The organism is Vibrio sp. TRT 1302 (assembly GCF_050113875.1).
Lineage (GTDB): Bacteria > Pseudomonadota > Gammaproteobacteria > Enterobacterales > Vibrionaceae > Vibrio.
This window is the reverse complement of sequence record NZ_JBNJOF010000027.1, coordinates 1-17,663: the sequence shown is the minus strand read 5'-3', so window position 1 is coordinate 17,663 and position 17,663 is coordinate 1. Positions and strand designations below refer to the sequence as shown.

Here is a 17,663-nt window from a genome sequence, read left to right as displayed (position 1 = left end):
CGCTTCCCGAAGGAAGTTCAAAGAAGAATCAATTACTTGATTTTAGCTTCTTTGTACATAACGTGCTGGCGAACTACAGGATCAAATTTTTTGATCTCGAATTTGCCTGGCATGTTACGTTTGTTCTTATCAGTCGTGTAGAAGTGACCAGTACCTGCAGAAGATACTAGACGGATTTTCTCACGTACGCCTTTCTTTGCCATTGTCTATTTCCTCTTAAACGTTTACGCCGTTTGCACGGATATCAACAAGAACAGCATCGATGCCTTTCTTGTCGATGATACGCATACCTTTAGCAGATAGACGTAGTTTAACAAAACGTTTTTCGCTCTCTACCCAGAAACGATGAGTTTGTAGGTTCGGCAGAAAACGACGCTTAGTAGCATTGCGTGCGTGTGAACGGTTGTTACCCGTTACTGGACGCTTACCAGTTACTTGGCATACTCGTGACATGAATGTCTTCTCCAAAATCGTTTCAGCTCGATATCAACCTTGGTGGCCGAACCTCTCAGTTTCTAAAGTTAGAAGTTTGAGGTCTTATACCGCTATGGAAACCCATACAAGGCTATCAAAGGTCGCGCATTATACTAACTTGCGTAGCATTGCTCAAGACCCGAACAGATCCTTTTTACAGGTTTTCCTGATCTTTTTTAGGCAGAGCTGATTTATGTGCTAAAAAATGTCGGGCGATTGTAGCAGAAATCGACGAACTCACAACTAAAAATGTGATTTAAATCCAGCCACGTTCCGCGAAAGACACTATCTCACCGTCTCCGATAACAAAATGGTCAAGCACACGAATGTCCACCAGCGCCAACGCATCGCTGATTCGGCGGGTAATTCTTCTATCGCTTTGGCTAGGCTCAGCAATGCCTGATGGGTGATTGTGGGCGAGAATAAGTGCTGCTGAATTGAGTTCTAATGCGCGTTTTACCACCTCTCTCGGATAAACTGATGCACTATCGATCGTACCTTGAAATAATGACTCGCCATGTATCACTCGATGCTGATTGTCTAAAAACAATACGTAGAATTCTTCTCTCTGCTTATCTCTTAGTAGACCAGATAAGTAAAGTTTCGTCTGCTGTGGACTGGTTAAAGCATCACCTCGCTGCAAGGACTCAGACAAATAACGTTGAGTCATTTCCAACACGGCTTGCAGTTGAACATATTTGGCAACTCCTAAGCCTCTGTAGTGACAAAACTGCTCAAGTTCCGCAGAAAAAAGCCGACGTAATGAACCAAACTCGCTGATCAAGTGATCAGATAAAGCCAGTACATTCATTCCTTGCGTACCCGTTCGAAGAAAAATCGCTAATAACTCAGCATCGGTCAGTGCTTGTGGTCCGTGTGACAATAGCTTCTCACGTGGCATCGACGATTTCGGTATGGCTTTCATTGTGTTCCTATCATAGTGATCAACCAAGCAAGGCTAGTATCATTCAAAAGACGCTCTGAGCACGAAATGAAATACTCTAACCGCGACACTTCAAACGTTCTTTAGCAACACCCAAGTCAATTAAGTAGGAGATGCTTTGCTCCACATCCAAATTCAATAACTCAGATAGCGACTCTAGGCACGCAATTGTTAGCCATGTTATCTTACTGGCAGAAATTTTAAGGAAGATCATCATGCAAACACTCGCAGGCAAAAAGATCCTTTTAGGTATTAGTGGCGGTATTGCTGCTTATAAATGCGCCGAATTAACACGCCGACTGATTGAACGTGGCGCACAAGTTCAGGTTGTGATGACAAACGCAGCCAAAGAATTCATTACCCCACTAACCATGCAGGCCGTCTCTGGCAGACCAGTATCCGATAGCCTGTTAGATCCAGCAGCTGAAGCATCGATGGGCCATATTGAACTCGCTAAATGGGCTGACTTAGTACTACTTGCTCCAGCTACGGCAGATCTTATTGCCCGTATGAGTGCGGGTATGGGAAACGACTTACTAACCACCTTAGTATTGGCAACAGACTCTCCGATTGCAGTTTCACCGGCGATGAATCAGCAAATGTACCGAAATATCGCGACACAAGAGAACATCGCTACGCTAGAGCGACGCGGAATGCACATCTGGGGCCCTGCTGCGGGTGAACAAGCTTGTGGCGATGTAGGTCCTGGCCGCATGCTTGAACCAATGCAACTCGTCGGACTCTGTGAGCAATTCTTCGCTGAAAAACCATTGAAGGGCCAATCAGTAGTTATCACCGCAGGCCCAACACGTGAAGCAATCGACCCTGTCCGCTATATTTCCAATCACAGCTCAGGAAAAATGGGCTTTGCTCTAGCACAAGCGGCACACACGCTTGGTGCAAAGGTCACTCTAATTGCTGGCCCTGTTTCACTGACAACCCCTACAGGTGTTGAACGTATTGACGTCGATAGCGCGCAAAGCATGTATGACGCAGCCATGCAGCATGCAACAACAAACGATGTATTTATTGGCTGCGCTGCCGTAGCAGATTACCGACCAGCGACTGTTGCAGAGCAAAAAATTAAGAAAACCGATGATAGCGATCAAATGACTATCAGCATGGTTAAGAACCCGGACATCATCGCCTCCGTTGCCGCTCTGACTGAAAATAGACCCTTTACTGTTGGCTTCGCTGCTGAGACTCAAGATGTTGAGAGCTATGCTCGTGGGAAATTGGTCAAAAAGAATTTAGATCTCATTTGTGCCAATGATGTCTCGGTTGAAGGTCAAGGCTTTAATAGCAACAACAATGCAATCACCGTATACTGGAAAGATGGTAAGCAGTCACTTACTCTTGCATCAAAACAACAGATAGCACATCAAATAATGATGACAATCGCGGAAAAAATCGACGCTTAAAGCGCATTCATCTCTAGAGATGGAAATACCGCAGAACAAGGATATGTCATAGGTTGTCAGGTTTGAGCACGAAGAGGTTCAAACCCTTTTTTATTCAGAATGGTAACAAAATAAGGAAAGCTTCATGGCCGGAACACGAAAAACCAACCGCCGAGATGAAATTTTGCAAGCATTAGCCGAAATGCTGGAGTCCAATGAAGGTGCTTCACGCATTACAACCGCAAAACTCGCTAAACAAGTTGGCGTTTCAGAAGCTGCGCTATATCGTCACTTTCCAAGCAAAGCGCGAATGTTTGAAGGCTTAATCGAGTTTATCGAAGAGTCTTTAATGTCACGCATTAACCGAATTCTCGATGAAGAGAAAGACACTCTGACGCGAATTCGCCTAGTATTACAATTAATCTTGGCCTTTGCCGAACGTAACCCAGGTCTGAGCCGAATTTTGTCAGGCCACGCTCTGATGTTTGAAAATGAGCGCCTACGTGATCGAATCAACCAGCTGTTTGAACGCATTGAAACCTCACTTCGTCAAATTCTACGCGAGCGTATGCTGCGCGAAGGAAAAGCCTTTCCAGTGGATGAAAAAATATTGGCGGCCCAGCTATTGGGACAAGTTGAGGGAAGCTTGAACCGATTTGTTCGCAGTGACTTTAAATATCAGCCAACCGCTAATTTCGAGGAATACTGGGCGCTACTGAGCGCACAAATAAAGTAATAACTATGAGTAACAGAACCACCGTTGAAAAACCTAAGTTTTCTATTGCCTTAATGCACCCTAAATACTGGGGGGTTTGGTTTGGCTTTGGATTACTGGCCCTAATCGTTAATATCCTCCCCTATTCTGTGCTATTTCGCATAGGACGTGGTATTGGACAACTTGGCATGCGAGTCGGTAAGTCGCGTGTTCATATCGCCAAACGCAATCTGGAGCTCTCCTTCCCTGAACTATCAGAAGCAGAAATCGATAACATGGTGGTAGAGAACTTTAAAAACACCGGCATGGCTCTGATTGAAACGGGTATCACTTGGTTCTGGCCCACATGGCGCTTTAAACGCCTTCTTGTTGCTAAAGATATCGAAGAGCTAAAACGCCTAGATAAAGAAGGTAAAGGGGCTCTACTTTGCTGTGTTCATGCTCTCAACCTTGAAATTACCGCACGTGCTTTTGGTGTACTTGGTCTACAAGGCTATGGGGTTTACCGTCCACACAGTAATCCAGCCTATGAATTTATTCAGTACCGTGGTCGCAGCCATAACGGTAATCAATTGGTTTATCGACGTGACATTAAACAGATGATTCGCGTCTTGCGCGATGGGCACCGGTTATTCTATTTACCCGACCAAGACTATGGTCATAACAAATCGGTATTTGTTCCTTTCTTTGCCGTAGAAGAGGCGTGCACAACCACAGGAACGAGCATTCTTGCTTACACAAGTAAATGTGCCATCGTGCCTGGTTCAGGTTTCCGAAATTCTGACGGTAAATATGAGATCATCGCTGATCGTGATATTTCGGCTGATTACCCGGAAAAAAATGAAGTTGCTGCCGCAGCCTACATGAATAAATTTGTTGAAGAGATTATCATGCGCGCACCAGAACAGTGGATGTGGTTACACAAGCGCTATAAATCGCTGCCAGATCATGCCCTGACTAACTCACGTTATAAATAATAAAGGCGTCGCTGAATGAGCACCAACGAAAAAAACAGCATTGATAAACATCTACATAACCCGACTTTTGAGTGGTCTTTTCTCCACCCAAAACATTGGGGGACTTGGCTGGGTATCTTCTTCGCCGCACTCTTTGCTTTTATGCCGTACCGCTGGCGAGACAACCTAGCACGTAAACTCTCTGTATTTGCCGTACGAAAAAATGGCCGAGTGGTTCGACGTACTCGAGTTAACCTCGAGTATTGCTTCCCAGAAAAATCGGAGCAAGAGCGCCAAGCAATCCTTGAAGAAACGTTTGTAAAAGCCGCTCAGTATCTATTGGGCTACTCGGAGTTTTTGGTTCGTTCAACCAAACACAACCAAGACCGCGGTGTGATGATTGGTGAAGAGAATATCCTACCTCTGCTGGACGCCGGTGAGAATGTCATTATCCTTGCACCTCACGCATGGGCCGTTGACTACCCAGCGGTGATGCTTGCTGCAAAAGGCTACAAAGTCACAACGATTATGAAGCCGCAGCGAAACCCGATTGGTGATTGGCTAATGCAAGTTCAACGTATGCAGTATGGTGGTCGAATTTTTGCACGTGAAGCTGGGGTTAAACCATTTGTCCGTTCAATAAAGGATGGATATTTGGGTTACTGGCTACCCGATGAAGATTTTGGTCCTACCAACTCAGTATTTGTCCCTTTCTTTGGTACTGAAAAAGCAACACTTAAAGGATTTGGCAAAATGGCTCGCCTGTCAAAAGCCAAAGTCGTTCCTATTCTACCTGCTTACAACGATAAAACAGGTAAATACGAAGTCCATATCCTACCCGCTCTCGAAAACTTCCCGACTGGTGATGAAGAGACGGATGCGCGCGCCATGAATCAAGCGATTGAAGATTTGGTTCGCCCTCGCCCTGAGCAATATATGTGGAACTTATCACTGCTAAAGACACGACGTGATGGCGTCGGAATCTACGATAATTCATAAGCGAGCAAAAATAGCTAAGGGTTGACGAACAAACGTCAACCCTTTTTTATAAGCTAACAATGAGTGACACAATGTCCAACTAAAGCAACGTCGAGACAAAGACTCAAATCCCGTGGCTAAATTCCGTATTCAGCTCGGTACGCTTTCACTGCTTCAAGGTGCTCTGCATCGGTACCTTTCTCTTCTAGGAATGTCACTAGGTCAGTTAGGCTAACGATAGAGATAATTGCACAACCAAAGTCACGCTCCACTTCCTGAATCGCAGACAATTCACCTTTCCCTTTCTCTTGGCGGTCAATGGCCACAAGAACACCCGCAAGATCAGCGCCATTTGCCTGAATGATTTCCATCGACTCACGAATTGCAGTACCTGCCGTAATGACATCGTCAACTAACATGATACGGCCTTCTAGTGCACTACCCACTAGATTGCCACCTTCACCGTGATCTTTTGCTTCTTTACGGTTGAAACAATATGGCGTATCCACGTCATGGTGATCCGCTAGTGCTACCGCGGTTGTTGTTGCAATCGGGATACCTTTGTATGCTGGACCAAACAGTACGTCAAACTCAATACCAGAATCTGCCAACGCAGCTGCGTAGAAACGGCCTAAACGTGCTAAGTCACGACCTGTATTGAAAAGACCAGCGTTAAAGAAGTATGGGCTCTTACGACCGGACTTCAGAGTAAACTCACCAAACTTCAGTACTTCCTTTTCTAATGCAAACTCAATAAATTCACGCTGGTATGCTTTCATTACTTTCTCTCTAAATAAAAGGTCTAGTTTTCTAGACGGTTTATAAACAGTTCAAAACTTAGCCTCGGCCAAATTTTGATAAAAAAATAGCTTCCAAATGGAAGCTATTTAATAAAATCAATTTTCTAACGCCGCCTTCTGCGCCGCTACGATCTCGGTAATACCTTTGGTTGCCGACTCGAGTAACTTCATCAGCTCTGCATGGGTGAACGGTTCGCCCTCTGCGGTACCTTGAACTTCAATCATACGACCATCTTCGGTCATTACAACGTTCATATCCGTATCTGCTGCTGAATCTTCCGTGTACTCAAGGTCACAAAGAATATCCTCACCCAGTATGCCCACAGAAACAGCCGCTACATGGCCTTTCATTGGATTCGCTTTTAGCTTGCCCTTTTCAACCAAGTGTTGAAATGCATCTGCCATCGCTACACTTGCACCAGAAATAGACGCCGTACGTGTACCGCCATCAGCCTGAATAACGTCACAGTCAACAGTGACCATGATTTCACCCATCGCCTCTAGATCAACAACGGCACGCAAGCTACGTGCAATCAGACGTTGGATTTCCATCGTACGACCACCTTGCTTGCCACTCGTTGCTTCACGACGCATACGTGAGTGTGTTGAGCGTGGCAGCATGCCGTATTCAGCCGTTACCCAGCCTTTACCCTGACCTTTTAGCCAGCGTGGAACGTTCTCTTCAACGGTCGCATTACAAAGCACTTTTGTATTGCCGAATTCAACCAATACAGAACCTTCTGCATAAGCTGTGTAGTTACGAGTAATTTTGATTGGGCGAACTTGATCCGCCTTGCGATCGTTTGGACGCATGGGCATCTACCTTATATGAAGGGGGAGACGTTTTAGGTTGGGGCAGGATGATAGCATAGTTAGTCGCAAGCTCATAGTTTCGAGTAACGAGAAGCTCAACCAGCAAGCTATTCGCCTATCGCAGCTAGGATTTGTGCTACTATTGCCTCGCGTTATTTTCAAAGATGATTAAACAGGAAAATTCGATGATCTATAGTATGACAGCCTACGCACGCCAAGAAGTGAAAGGCGATTGGGGTACAGCCGTATGGGAAATCCGCAGTGTTAACCAACGCTACTTGGAAACCTACTTCCGCTTACCAGAACAGTTCCGTGGCTTAGAGCCAGTACTTCGTGAACGCTTCCGTAAACGTCTTGCTCGCGGCAAAGTAGAGTGTGCTTTACGCTTTGAAGCAAACCCTTCAGCAAAAGGCGAACTGAGCATCAATGAAAGCTTGGCAAAGCAAGTAATCGACGCCGCTAACCAAGTGATGAAAATGACCGGCGAAGATAGCCGTCTGAACCCTTTCCAGATTATGAACTGGCCAGGTGTGATGGAAACATCTGAACAAGATATGGATGCCGTAAACAAAGACCTACTTGCTGGATTTGATGGGGCTGTGGACGAGTTTATCGAGGCTCGTGGGCGCGAAGGCGAAAACATGAAAGACCTGATAGTTCAGCGCTTAGATGCTATCACAGAAGAAGTGGTCAAAGTACGCGCTCGCATGCCTGAGATCCTTGAATGGCAACGCGAACGCCTGCTGTCAAAATTTGAAGAAGCCAAAATCGAACTTGATGCCTCTCGCGTTGAACAAGAACTGATTTTACTTGCGCAAAAATCAGATGTCGCAGAAGAACTCGATCGCCTGGATTCTCACGTAAAAGAAGCAACAAACATCCTTAAGAAAGGGGGCGCTTGTGGTCGTCGTTTAGACTTTATGATGCAAGAGTTTAACCGTGAATCAAACACGCTAGCGTCGAAGTCTATCAGTACCGATATCACTGCTTCTGGTGTTGAACTTAAAGTGCTTATCGAACAGATGCGCGAACAGATCCAGAATATCGAATAGATTCCCCCCTCCTCCACACACTTCCACAAAGCCCTTATTGATAAGGGCTTTGTTATTTTTTCCATCCCTATACATCCATCAAATTCATCAACAGCCATGAACAAACGGGGAGTATCGTGGGTAGCACTTTGCTATTTACTCCCCACCGTAGTATAAATATCACAACATACTCCCCACTTCTGGAGGGTGATGTAATGATAACTTCGATTAGAGCTATAAATTCAAGGAGATAGAGATGGGGAATCTCACCGTCAACCAAGTTAAGGCGATAGTAAAAGATCAAAAAACGGGTCGTCATGCCGATGGTGATGGTTTCTATCTAATGATTCCTAGAATAGGTCGACCATACTGGATGCTAAGGTACACCCTTTTTAAGAAAAGAAAGGAGGTGACTATTGGCAAGGTCGATGAGATTTCTCTTGCAGATGCAAGGTTGAAAGCATCTGAGCTTCGAAAGCAAATAAGCGAAGGGATTAACCCAATTGCAGAAAGAAAACGGAGTAAGCAAGCCGATATACAAATAATCGATGATCTCTTCGAAGACTGGTACAAGGATTTGTCCAAAAGGCTCAAGCACCCCAATATACCTAAGCGTATCTACCAGAAAGAGATCTCTCCGCAAATTGGTCAATACACGTTGAAACGTGTCACACCTTTAGATATTCGTAACATCATCCAAATAGTCGCTGACAGTGGCCGTCCAACCACAGCTAACGACACGCTAATGTATTGTAAGCAGCTTTTTAAACACGGTATGAAGATAGGTGTTATTGAGTCTAACCCTGCACTAGCATTTTCTAACTATGATGCTGGTGGCATTGAAGAGAGCCGAGATCGGGTCTTAGAGCTTGAAGAGATTAAACATGTTTTTTCCGTTTTCAACCAAAACATTTATAGTTTCAATCGAGACAACTACCTAGCTTGTGCACTGCTTCTTTGTCTTGGCGTTCGTAAATCAGAGCTAACAGAAGCAAAGTGGGCTGAATTCGATCTAGATAATGCTTTATGGCACCTACCAGCGGAGCGAAGCAAATCTGGGACAGGTTTCACTATTCCGCTTCCGGAGCTGTGCGTAGAGTGGTTTAAAGAACTGCATATGCGAGCTTGTCGTTCAGAGTACGTCTTCCCAAACAGAAGGGAAAGCAAAGTACCGCACATGGGCAAAGACACACTGAACAGAGCTATTTCAAAGCTATTTGGTCGAGAGCCCGGTCGTAAGGTACAACCACCAAATAAAATGGGCGATATCAAACATTTTGCGGTTCACGATCTACGCCGCACCTGCCGTAGCCTACTCGCTTCGGTAAAAGTTCCTAGCCATATCGCAGAGCGCTGTTTAAATCATAAGCTGAAAGGAGTCGAGGGTATCTATGATCGGTATGACTATTTGGAAGAGCGCAAAGAAGCACTGGAAAAAGTCACCGATCTGGTTAAGAATCACATTGTCATTTAGACATACACATAAGCAAAAAAAGAGGATGCCAGTGGCATCCTCTTTGTAAATGTGCTGTTCATATACGATCTGACAATTTTGATTTGGTTGTATGACTTAATCGCCGCTCAAATTACACCGAAACAACTCAAAAGATTCTTGCTATGGCTAGCCCTAATTTTGCTACATGCACAATGAACTAGTTCTCCACAGCGGGTTGAAGAAGTAACGATTCATTGCAATCAAGGCAGAGTGCTAATATCCCTTTACGTGATTCAAGTAACTCTATGTTGTGGCTGTCACACTTTGCGCAACGTTTTACATTTAATCCTGTTTTATCTGGGATAGCACTGACACTCTGCTTATCAAGCATGAGTAGCTGATCAAAAAACTGCACTATAGTCTGAACAATGTCACCAACTGACTGGTAAAAGCCTAAGTTCAAGTGTACCAACAGTTTATCGTATACGACGTTTGACAAGTTTGATTTTTCTGTATTGTATGGCCGATCCCATTTATTTACTTCCCACCCTTGCTTCTGGTAGTAAGCGACTGATGATTCGATTTTAGAAGGGATTGTATTCGTTGCGTGTGATTTCCCTTGAGACTTTCCTGTCATATAAAAGTACGCAGCATCTTTTACGCTTTTTCTGATATGAGGGGCTAACTGAGCAACACTCATCTGAGTTAGCATTTTACGTATTACATCATATGTTTTTTGGGGAGGCTCTGCCAAATCAGCTTCTTGACAAAAATAGCTTAAAAAGACCATAGCTTCTGCTACTTCAATATGCTCCACTAGACTACATAGTTGTTCAATATCATTTTTTTGCACATCGATTTTACCATTCATAATCTGCTCAAAATCAGAAAGAATATGGCGGTAAATCACTGCATTAGTAAAAGGCTCAGAGGCGTTTAAGTCTATATTTGCTTGATAAACCTGACTACTCGTAATCATTCTCTCAGAAGGGTTCAAAACAACTTCAGTTGGCAAACGTTCTAAGACAGGAAAAATTATCCCCTTATCAAGCAAGTGCGAATAGATTGCTTTATCAAGAACCCCAGCAGGTGAAAGTATTGAATTGGCACTAGCTACTATTTGTGACGGCAAGAACTCACGGTTCCCTAACGGGATTAAACTCGCAAGATAAACTTTATCAAGTAAAGATAAAGCATCGTAAGGCAACTTAACCGATGGTGCTGGGTACATCTCTTTCAGTTTGCCTAAATTCTCTTTGTATCGCAGTTCAAGCGCTTCTCTTTCTTTACGCCTTGTTTCCTGCCTTCCAGATTCACAGTGATCACAAGGGCACATTGGGTCAGCTCTTGTTTCACTGGCCTGATGACTACATTTAGGACATACATACTCTCGTAATCTACCCGACTTAGATGTAGGCCTTTCTAACACATCATTTGAGCAAAGCTGGCATGCAATACCCGTTTGGAGCAATGGAAACTGGCTGACAAGTGCATTTGGCGCTAAATCACCAAGATCGTATAACTCTATTATTTCAGAGTTTTTGAGTTCATTGTTACGGTACATTTCATAGCATTCGCGGACTTGCTCTCCAGTCAAATGCGAAAATATAGGATTCGTTACGGTGTCTTTAAACATAGATATATCTATCAGGTTACACTTTCTATCCTACCAAGATAAAAAGTAAAAATTTCATACTCTTAAGCCATTCAAAGTGTCTTTGAAATAACTAAAACTAAAGAAAAGTTTCAATCAAAAATCTTCATATTGAGAACTATGCTTACTCGATGCAACGCAAGAGCTGCTTACTAATTTTTGAAAAATGATAGTATTGTCTCCAACCATGATCTTTTGGGCGATTCCTTCTGATTCAACTGTTGAGATGGCATAGACAGCTGCTGTTTTAAAGGAATGTCGCTTTCATCTTGCACCGAATCTATCATGGTAGTTTTAGGATATTTGATATTCTTCGCTTCCCCAACAACATCTTCAGACACTAGCTTATTTCGTTCATCCTGCACATCGTCTTGGACCGATGTTTCCGGTGTAACGGTAAGCTTACTAACAACTTCAACATTTGGGCTAGCAACAATGCTATGTGGCTTAAAATCAGGATTCACTTTGACATCAATAATTGCGATATCACATATATCTTTAATCTTGATGAAACAGTTTCCATTTTCCCTGCGGCTCAGCCACCCAAAACAAATCATTTGAGCATCTAGAAGTTGCCAATATTTATCAACCTCCAAAGCATTCCAAAAATGAGCTCGTATAGATTCATCGATAATGACTTGAACTTTTTCTGCGCCAACGTGAATGAACGTTAAAGAATCATCAATCCATCGGATCGAACCATAAAAGAAGTACGGTATTTTTGTATTTGAAATACTACTCGCTTGAAAAAACTGTTTAATCCTATCAACTGATATATAGCTCCGCCCCTTAAACTTTAAAGTAAGACCTTTCCCTTTGAGGAAGCGGGATGAGTAAAGGCAAAACTTCAGCAACTGAACTAAGTTCTTACGTGAACTGCTAATTTGCTCACTATCGATAACGTGCCTTTTGCTTGACCCCACGGCTTTTGACGAATTCTGACGAGGGCTTTTACTTTCGCCAGTTTTGACCTCTTTGGTTTCTATTTTTTCAAAAAGCGCTAATGATGATGAATCAATTTCAATTTCATCGGTCGAATTTTGAATTTTCTCTACGGCTTCAACATAGTGTTTTTCTTCAAGCTTTCTTCTTTTCGTCGCTCCTGCATGTGTTTTTTTTATTTCTTCACAATGCTTTTCATGTTTTCTGCCAGGCATTAACCCAAAGCATGCCTGTTTACCATCTATAGAGGATTTAGAAAACTTGGTCGGAGCATGACAGCCATAGCAGTACAACTCACCTTTCTGCTTATTTCTTTTTGATTCAGGAAGCGTTTCATACTCATAGTAGGCATAACACTTAACCACACCATTTTTTTGTTTGTGCCGAGAAAAATCCAAATCTCATAACTCCTTACACATCATGTATGAACGCTATAAGATTCATACAGCCAAATTTAAAAGGTTCATTCCAACAGTGAGACACTCACGGTCATTACGCTAAAGGCTCATCATATAACGCATAGATGTCTTCACCATTTTTCTGTCTTTGTATTAGCTTTTGAACGGTTTCATAAGTCCCATCCTCCAAAGCGTTTTGTTGCCATTCGAAAAATTGATGTACGTATTTTTCGATCGTTGGAGGCTTCACTTTAAACTTATCAGCGACTTGGTCGATCGGTGTGCCTTGATCCAATAATATTTTGGCCGATTGCCAACGACCAACACTGTTGGCCGTAGAAATTAGGTATTTGTTTCTAGAACGAAACTCGGCAATCCTTGACTTATGCTCCTGATATTGAACTGAATACTTATCTAGGAATTCGCTACAAGATTCACTTGAAATCAATACCTCATCAGTAAGCTCGATGTTCAATGCGTTCGCGATGGTTTTTGCGTAAGACTCTTGGCGATGGGTTGGGGGCTTTTTGTCGTTAGGAACAAAGCTTCTCAACATATCGATGATTGATTCTGCATTGTAACTATATAACTTAAGCTCTTGTGACTTCGCGTGCTCAGAGATAATCTCGTAAAGGTTGGTCGGGACTTCAAAGCGAATTCTTGCCTCGCCAACCACTATCTCCGCTATTGATACATCATTACTCATTCTGATTACTTACCATTATTTTTAACTAAATTTAAACATGAGAATTCATTAAAATAACTCACTGAGATTAATATAATTAATTACCATCTCACTCTCTAGGAACGCATCTTGGTTGGCAGTTGTCTGGCACCATGTTTCTTTGCCCACTTTTCAACATCGTCTCCTACCCATCGCAATGCTATAACACCAATCGTATCCGGACTTTCATCTATCTTAGAAAGCATTTTATCGCCAGCCCACAGTGCCAATATCACACCGTTATCACGATAAGGATTCAGCGTTTTCAAAGACGTCATTCGAATGGGTACTTTTTGATACTGAAGAACTTCACCTTTAGTGAGCTTTTTTAACGCCGCTTCTGTGATACATTGATTTAGAATCGTTCCACTTGCGTACTTCAAGGCAGGCACAACTAAGATAATTTCCGAATCACGCTCACTCGCCAAAATCGATGCGCTATATAGGGCAATATTTAAGGCTTCAACATCTGGCCCTTCCGCTGGTACATAAAATCTCTCAGTCATGTTTCGCTTCCTAGTTTTTGTACACACATCGACTAAACAGATTGTCCAGTCTGTTCATCCAAACCAAAATGCCTGCGGTTTTCGTCAGAAAAAAGTCTCACTATCGTACGAAGATCCACTCCTCGATGAAACTGCTCTATAGATCCACCCATAATTTCCAACTGTGTATGTATATCACTGTTGTTTCGGTATCCATGAGACTGCATGTAAAAGAAGCACTCTCTCATCCTATTCACGGTTGCTGCGTTCTTTCGCAATAATGCAGAAAAGGTAGGTTGATCAGCATATTGTAAATCTTGATAAAAACGCCCTATTTGCTCATTCAAACTGACTCGAAACTGAGAAAGTAGCCTTCGTGTTGCTTGCTGATATGAGTCCACTTTTTTCTTTTGGGGATCTCGTTTATGTAGAGTCTTCGCACATAACGTAAAAGCCGCATCTAGCTCAGTTTTGTATCTCAACTCTGGCGACCACCCCTTTGACAAGTTGGGGTAATTCTTAATCTCATAATCGTGGTAAGCATTTTTGACTGCTGTATTGAATATCAGCTCTAGTTCATCGGCTCTGCCAAGAAATCCGTACTCCTTCGCCTTGCGTACAATGCGTTCTTTTTTCATTTGAAGCACCGACAAATCTTCCGGTATATCAGAAAAACCGCGTCTCAATTCCTCTATAAATGTCTCCCGTTCTTTTATGTGATTATCAAGTGATTTTTGCTTACTGGCTTGTTCGGCTCGCGTAACTGCCGTGCGTTTTGCTCTGATCTCCTGTAACTGTTTTTCTACTTTAGTAAGAGATTTATTGATAAACGTAACCAACTGCAAAGATTGATATTGCTTCACGCTATCCGCAATCTTTGTTATGCGACTATATCGAGCTTGAAGAAAATTCTCCGATTGAAGTCGTTCGATATCAAGCAAGTGCTCCCTGATTGCGCTGCGAACAAAACGAATCTCTTTTGCCGCCTGCCTACGCGTTTTACTTGCCATGAATTTCGCGTAAGCGTTATCAAGATTCTTAATCGCCATTTGCTCATAAGCCATTAAACGCCGAGCACATCGTATATTACCGTTATAACTCGACATACTACGAACTTGCTGCATCTTATCGTCATGCTCACCTTCGCTTACAAACGTCGGCTCGGCGAGTGCCCATTGTCTTAGTTGTCTTATTTTTCCTGCGAGAGCACGACGTTCACTAAACCGTTTTTCATCCATGGCATCTTTAAAGCTCTTGGACGTTTTCACAGCAAATGGAAGCCTGTGTTTAGGATCTAGATTAAGCTCTTCCAAAAGAGCCCACTGACTGTGTTTATGAATATCAATGCGTTGCAGGGTTGAGTTATACGTAGGAACAGGATACATCACTTCGAATGTCAGATTACGATGCACTATCATTCTACGTATTGCTTCATCGGACAGTACAAAAGCATTGCATTCAACCTTTGATAGCACATCGGCAGATGCTTCTTCTCTAGATGCTGCGGAGCCATACAGGATCATATTTAACGTTACGGGATTGGCGTCTTCACAATTGGGACTGAATAACCAAATGAGATTATACCCTTCAGTTCTAAAGAATTTTTCTCGCTCGTAAACAACTTCAGGGCTCATCCACCAGCGGGTTAACTCAATGACAAAACGATTTCCGTCTATATCCACAAAGCTGATATCGGGTTTGCGTCTTTTATCAGTTTCAGGATCTTTAGAAAAAATAAACTTCTCGACATAAACGTGTTTGTAGCCAATCGCTTTTAAGTGTTCCGCAAGGAAGTGCTTTGTCTCGAAGTGCCACTTCCCTTCACCCTTGTAAATTTGACCTTTGCCAAAAAAAGTCTCCGAGTTTGAATAGAAAGAGCATCGCTGCATTTTTTCTATAGATGGAGCACGACTGGGTATATGCCGGAAATACGCTTCTGTGGTCGCATTACGAGCAATAAAATGTACAGGACACCCACAATTGCTACACTTTGCGTAAACACCACTTTCAGCAAGACTCTTGGCAATAAAGCTCTTCAAAATCGATTGAGAAACATCTGCATCGGAAGTATCAGAACTCATGAAATCTATGAGCTCACTCGCAAGTACTACTCGATCAAAATTCTCAACCTCCAACTCCCAAAGACTATGTTTCTCTATCGTATCCATCAGTATCTAACCACTAACTAAATCACAGCAACACATTGAAAGTTCCGTCTTTCTCTCGCAATTTTTTAACCACTCTAATACTAATGTGTTATCAGTTCCAATCCAAATGAAACCAGATGCGCAATTTATCGTTATAGATAGAAAAGCGTTTGTCTGTAATATACAAAGAGGAGCAACCCCTGTATGCAACCTATTCCATTCAAACAGCAAACGACAGCTTAGCTTCACTAGCGACATGGGAATGTTAGATCTACATACTCATACCTCCCCACAATCCAAAAATCTTCAGGCATATGTCATCAATGTGAAACCCCATCATTGATTCCGACAGGAGCCTAAAATGAATCCCAAAACTTCCGATTACCAAAAGCAGCAACGCTATCAGGAAAATGAAATCCTAGAGCATGCCGCTGAGATACTAGCTAACCGCTACGTGCGTGGCGATGCCCTAACCAATCCTGATGCCACCAAAGAGTATGTGCGCTGTAAGCTAGGCAGCTATGAACGTGAAGTGTTTGCCTTATTGCTACTGGATAACCAAAACCGACTGATTGAGTTTAAAGAGCTGTTTCAAGGAACGGTGGATGCAGCCAGCGTCTACCCGCGAGAAGTGGTGAAAGCGGTATTAGAAGTGAATGCCGCAGCGGTAATCTTTGCCCATAATCATCCATCCGGTGACTCAACGCCGTCTCAAGCCGATAGACGCATAACAGAAAGACTCAAGGACGCTTTAGCGCTGGTGGATGTTCGCGTTCTCGACCATATCGTGACAGGTGATACCTGCACCTCATTTGCTGAAAGGGGATGGCTATGATTGAGCAACATTATGATGAGCTTTCTATTGATGATGCATTACATGTGTCACTGGAAGCACTTTTGAATCGATACACTCTCCCAGAGAACGCTGAACGACTCGTGCTGAACTGCCGCCAAATGAGTTACTACCGACATCGACAAGGTTTGCATCCTATAGAGGTACAGTTTAAACGAGAGTCAGCCTCAAGCCCTTGGCTGGTGGTGTTCTTTGCCAGCTTCTCTTATCCCGATGACAACAGCACAACTGTTGAGCCTGAATTGTACTTTCACCTTGCTAATCGCTGGTGCTATCAACCTGATGTGGGGAGCACGGATTTATCCCACCCAGAGGTACAAGAACTGCTCTCGGTATGGATGAAAGCCTTTGCTCGTCACCTATCTCGAAACGTCTTTGATGATGTGCAACTGACGATGGTCGGCACATTCCAATAATTCTATCTGTCTCATTTCTTATTTGAATCCTGAAACAAGGAGGACTCACTATGTCCAAATTAACCTTCACAACATCCACACTACCTGTATCGAAGAAACTGCATAAGCTGCTAAGCGAGCGATTCACCGCTCATTTGCTGAGTAATGAAGCACTGACCACCAGCCGTTATCTGGTGTTTAACTTTCGTGATAAAAGTTACAGCGCGGAAGAAGGCGGCTTCCATCCGGTTGAGATGGCGATTTGCCAAACTTCAACAGGGGAATGGAGTATTGAGTACATCACTGACTTTGCTTATATGGGCAACTACTACCCAGAGCTAGAGCGCAACTTGGATTTTGATTTTCGAGTTGGACAGTTCTTTGTTGCTTATCGTGGCTGGCTACCAATGCAAGGTAGCCATGATGCCAAAGAGCTGTATCGACTATGGGAGAATAACTTTCTTGCCTATGTCGATACGGACGCTTACAACGAGATAGCCGTCACCCCGCAATAACTCAT

At 43.2% G+C, this 17,663-nt stretch carries 19 protein-coding genes; 9 read left to right on the top strand and 10 right to left on the bottom strand.

The genetic code is table 11. From position 1 onward, the window contains the following. Positions 1-32 precede the first annotated feature (32 nt). The 3 genes from rpmG to radC (ACQEXP_RS19600) form a co-directional block, all read right to left on the bottom strand. Positions 33-203 (bottom strand): 50S ribosomal protein L33, encoded by a 171-nt coding sequence (rpmG, locus tag ACQEXP_RS19610; RefSeq protein WP_004410866.1) that lies wholly within the window; start codon positions 201-203, stop codon positions 33-35. A gap of 13 nt (positions 204-216) precedes the next feature. Then, positions 217-453 carry a 50S ribosomal protein L28 gene (gene rpmB, locus ACQEXP_RS19605; RefSeq protein WP_004743834.1) on the bottom strand — a complete coding sequence of 79 codons (237 nt, stop codon included), beginning with the start codon at positions 451-453 and terminating at the stop codon, positions 217-219. 277 nt (positions 454-730) lie between these two features. Further along, the gene (gene radC / locus ACQEXP_RS19600) at positions 731-1,399 is read right to left on the bottom strand and encodes a RadC family protein (protein ID WP_269377004.1); all 669 of its coding nucleotides are present in this window, start codon (positions 1,397-1,399) and stop codon (positions 731-733) included. A 233-nt stretch (positions 1,400-1,632) separates the two neighbouring features. Here radC (ACQEXP_RS19600) and coaBC point away from each other — a divergent pair, with 233 nt between their 5' ends. The 4 genes from coaBC (at position 1,633) to lpxM (ending at position 5,487) form a co-directional block, all read left to right on the top strand. Then, positions 1,633-2,838, top strand: coding sequence for a bifunctional phosphopantothenoylcysteine decarboxylase/phosphopantothenate--cysteine ligase CoaBC (gene coaBC / locus ACQEXP_RS19595; protein WP_426971298.1), 1,206 nt, complete (start codon positions 1,633-1,635; stop codon positions 2,836-2,838). A gap of 124 nt (positions 2,839-2,962) precedes the next feature. After that, positions 2,963-3,553: a nucleoid occlusion factor SlmA gene (gene slmA, locus ACQEXP_RS19590; protein ID WP_426971297.1), complete on the top strand. Its 591-nt coding sequence runs from the start codon at positions 2,963-2,965 to the stop codon at positions 3,551-3,553. A 5-nt stretch (positions 3,554-3,558) separates the two neighbouring features. After that, positions 3,559-4,509 (top strand): Kdo(2)-lipid IV(A) acyltransferase, encoded by a 951-nt coding sequence (locus ACQEXP_RS19585; protein ID WP_426971296.1) that lies wholly within the window; start codon positions 3,559-3,561, stop codon positions 4,507-4,509. Between the two features lie 15 nt (positions 4,510-4,524). Continuing rightward, positions 4,525-5,487: a lauroyl-Kdo(2)-lipid IV(A) myristoyltransferase gene (lpxM, locus tag ACQEXP_RS19580; protein ID WP_426971295.1), complete on the top strand. Its 963-nt coding sequence runs from the start codon at positions 4,525-4,527 to the stop codon at positions 5,485-5,487. 116 nt (positions 5,488-5,603) lie between these two features. On the opposite strand, the gene pyrE is transcribed toward lpxM, so the two are convergent. Together pyrE and rph are read right to left on the bottom strand one after the other, a co-directional pair. Continuing rightward, entirely contained in the window at positions 5,604-6,245 is a 642-nt protein-coding gene (gene pyrE / locus ACQEXP_RS19575) for an orotate phosphoribosyltransferase (protein ID WP_005472617.1), read from the bottom strand. 117 nt (positions 6,246-6,362) lie between these two features. Then, on the bottom strand, positions 6,363-7,079 hold the full coding sequence (rph, locus tag ACQEXP_RS19570) for a ribonuclease PH (protein WP_138972938.1): 717 nt from the start codon (positions 7,077-7,079) through the stop codon (positions 6,363-6,365). Positions 7,080-7,264: 185 nt separating this feature from the next. On the opposite strand from rph, the gene ACQEXP_RS19565 reads away from it, so the two are divergent. Beyond that, a complete protein-coding gene (locus tag ACQEXP_RS19565; protein ID WP_269376999.1) occupies positions 7,265-8,131 on the top strand; it encodes a YicC/YloC family endoribonuclease in 867 nt (288 codons plus the stop codon). 235 nt (positions 8,132-8,366) lie between these two features. Further along, on the top strand, positions 8,367-9,584 hold the full coding sequence (locus ACQEXP_RS19560) for a tyrosine-type recombinase/integrase (RefSeq protein ID WP_031428510.1): 1,218 nt from the start codon (positions 8,367-8,369) through the stop codon (positions 9,582-9,584). A 178-nt stretch (positions 9,585-9,762) separates the two neighbouring features. Here the strand turns inward: ACQEXP_RS19560 and ACQEXP_RS19555 are convergent, their stop codons facing one another. The 5 genes from ACQEXP_RS19555 to ACQEXP_RS19535 all read right to left on the bottom strand — a co-directional run bounded on the left by ACQEXP_RS19555 (position 9,763) and on the right by ACQEXP_RS19535 (position 15,916). Beyond that, on the bottom strand, positions 9,763-11,181 hold the full coding sequence (locus tag ACQEXP_RS19555) for a hypothetical protein (protein WP_031428508.1): 1,419 nt from the start codon (positions 11,179-11,181) through the stop codon (positions 9,763-9,765). 170 nt (positions 11,182-11,351) lie between these two features. Beyond that, complete coding sequence (locus ACQEXP_RS19550; protein WP_031428506.1) at positions 11,352-12,539, bottom strand: hypothetical protein; 1,188 nt, start codon at positions 12,537-12,539, stop codon at positions 11,352-11,354. Between the two features lie 94 nt (positions 12,540-12,633). Further along, positions 12,634-13,245 (bottom strand): hypothetical protein, encoded by a 612-nt coding sequence (locus ACQEXP_RS19545; RefSeq protein WP_108257462.1) that lies wholly within the window; start codon positions 13,243-13,245, stop codon positions 12,634-12,636. Positions 13,246-13,340: 95 nt separating this feature from the next. After that, on the bottom strand, positions 13,341-13,769 hold the full coding sequence (locus ACQEXP_RS19540) for a hypothetical protein (RefSeq protein ID WP_031428502.1): 429 nt from the start codon (positions 13,767-13,769) through the stop codon (positions 13,341-13,343). 32 nt (positions 13,770-13,801) lie between these two features. Continuing rightward, positions 13,802-15,916, bottom strand: coding sequence for a hypothetical protein (locus tag ACQEXP_RS19535; protein WP_031428500.1), 2,115 nt, complete (start codon positions 15,914-15,916; stop codon positions 13,802-13,804). Positions 15,917-16,256: 340 nt separating this feature from the next. On the opposite strand from ACQEXP_RS19535, the gene radC (ACQEXP_RS19530) reads away from it, so the two are divergent. Genes radC (ACQEXP_RS19530) through ACQEXP_RS19520 form a run of 3 tightly spaced genes read left to right on the top strand, consistent with a single transcriptional unit; the run spans position 16,257 to position 17,658 of the window. Then, positions 16,257-16,730, top strand: coding sequence for a RadC family protein (gene radC, locus ACQEXP_RS19530; protein WP_001068470.1), 474 nt, complete (start codon positions 16,257-16,259; stop codon positions 16,728-16,730). Then, entirely contained in the window at positions 16,727-17,164 is a 438-nt protein-coding gene (locus ACQEXP_RS19525) for a DUF2787 domain-containing protein (RefSeq protein WP_337166860.1), read from the top strand. The genes radC (ACQEXP_RS19530) and ACQEXP_RS19525 overlap by 4 nt, the downstream gene beginning before the upstream one ends. Positions 17,165-17,214: 50 nt before the next feature. Continuing rightward, positions 17,215-17,658: a DUF2787 domain-containing protein gene (locus tag ACQEXP_RS19520; RefSeq protein WP_426971294.1), complete on the top strand. Its 444-nt coding sequence runs from the start codon at positions 17,215-17,217 to the stop codon at positions 17,656-17,658. Positions 17,659-17,663 lie beyond the last annotated feature (5 nt).

Excerpts from the sequence above, each read along its gene's own strand:
- ACQEXP_RS19545 (WP_108257462.1), bottom strand. The coding sequence starts at position 13,245 with ATGAGTAATGATGTATCAATAGCGGAGATAGTGGTTGGCGAGGCAAGA.
- slmA (WP_426971297.1), top strand. The coding sequence starts at position 2,963 with ATGGCCGGAACACGAAAAACCAACCGCCGAGATGAAATTTTGCAAGCA.
- ACQEXP_RS19585 (WP_426971296.1), top strand. The coding sequence starts at position 3,559 with ATGAGTAACAGAACCACCGTTGAAAAACCTAAGTTTTCTATTGCCTTA.
- rpmG (WP_004410866.1), bottom strand. The coding sequence starts at position 203 with ATGGCAAAGAAAGGCGTACGTGAGAAAATCCGTCTAGTATCTTCTGCA.
- pyrE (WP_005472617.1), bottom strand. The coding sequence starts at position 6,245 with ATGAAAGCATACCAGCGTGAATTTATTGAGTTTGCATTAGAAAAGGAA.
- coaBC (WP_426971298.1), top strand. The coding sequence starts at position 1,633 with ATGCAAACACTCGCAGGCAAAAAGATCCTTTTAGGTATTAGTGGCGGT.
- rpmB (WP_004743834.1), bottom strand. The coding sequence starts at position 453 with ATGTCACGAGTATGCCAAGTAACTGGTAAGCGTCCAGTAACGGGTAAC.
- ACQEXP_RS19535 (WP_031428500.1), bottom strand. The coding sequence starts at position 15,916 with ATGGATACGATAGAGAAACATAGTCTTTGGGAGTTGGAGGTTGAGAAT.
- rph (WP_138972938.1), bottom strand. The coding sequence starts at position 7,079 with ATGCGTCCAAACGATCGCAAGGCGGATCAAGTTCGCCCAATCAAAATT.
- ACQEXP_RS19560 (WP_031428510.1), top strand. The coding sequence starts at position 8,367 with ATGGGGAATCTCACCGTCAACCAAGTTAAGGCGATAGTAAAAGATCAA.
- lpxM (WP_426971295.1), top strand. The coding sequence starts at position 4,525 with ATGAGCACCAACGAAAAAAACAGCATTGATAAACATCTACATAACCCG.
- radC (WP_001068470.1), top strand. The coding sequence starts at position 16,257 with ATGAATCCCAAAACTTCCGATTACCAAAAGCAGCAACGCTATCAGGAA.
- ACQEXP_RS19565 (WP_269376999.1), top strand. The coding sequence starts at position 7,265 with ATGATCTATAGTATGACAGCCTACGCACGCCAAGAAGTGAAAGGCGAT.
- radC (WP_269377004.1), bottom strand. The coding sequence starts at position 1,399 with ATGAAAGCCATACCGAAATCGTCGATGCCACGTGAGAAGCTATTGTCA.
- ACQEXP_RS19540 (WP_031428502.1), bottom strand. The coding sequence starts at position 13,769 with ATGACTGAGAGATTTTATGTACCAGCGGAAGGGCCAGATGTTGAAGCC.
- ACQEXP_RS19520 (WP_426971294.1), top strand. The coding sequence starts at position 17,215 with ATGTCCAAATTAACCTTCACAACATCCACACTACCTGTATCGAAGAAA.
- ACQEXP_RS19525 (WP_337166860.1), top strand. The coding sequence starts at position 16,727 with ATGATTGAGCAACATTATGATGAGCTTTCTATTGATGATGCATTACAT.
- ACQEXP_RS19555 (WP_031428508.1), bottom strand. The coding sequence starts at position 11,181 with ATGTTTAAAGACACCGTAACGAATCCTATATTTTCGCATTTGACTGGA.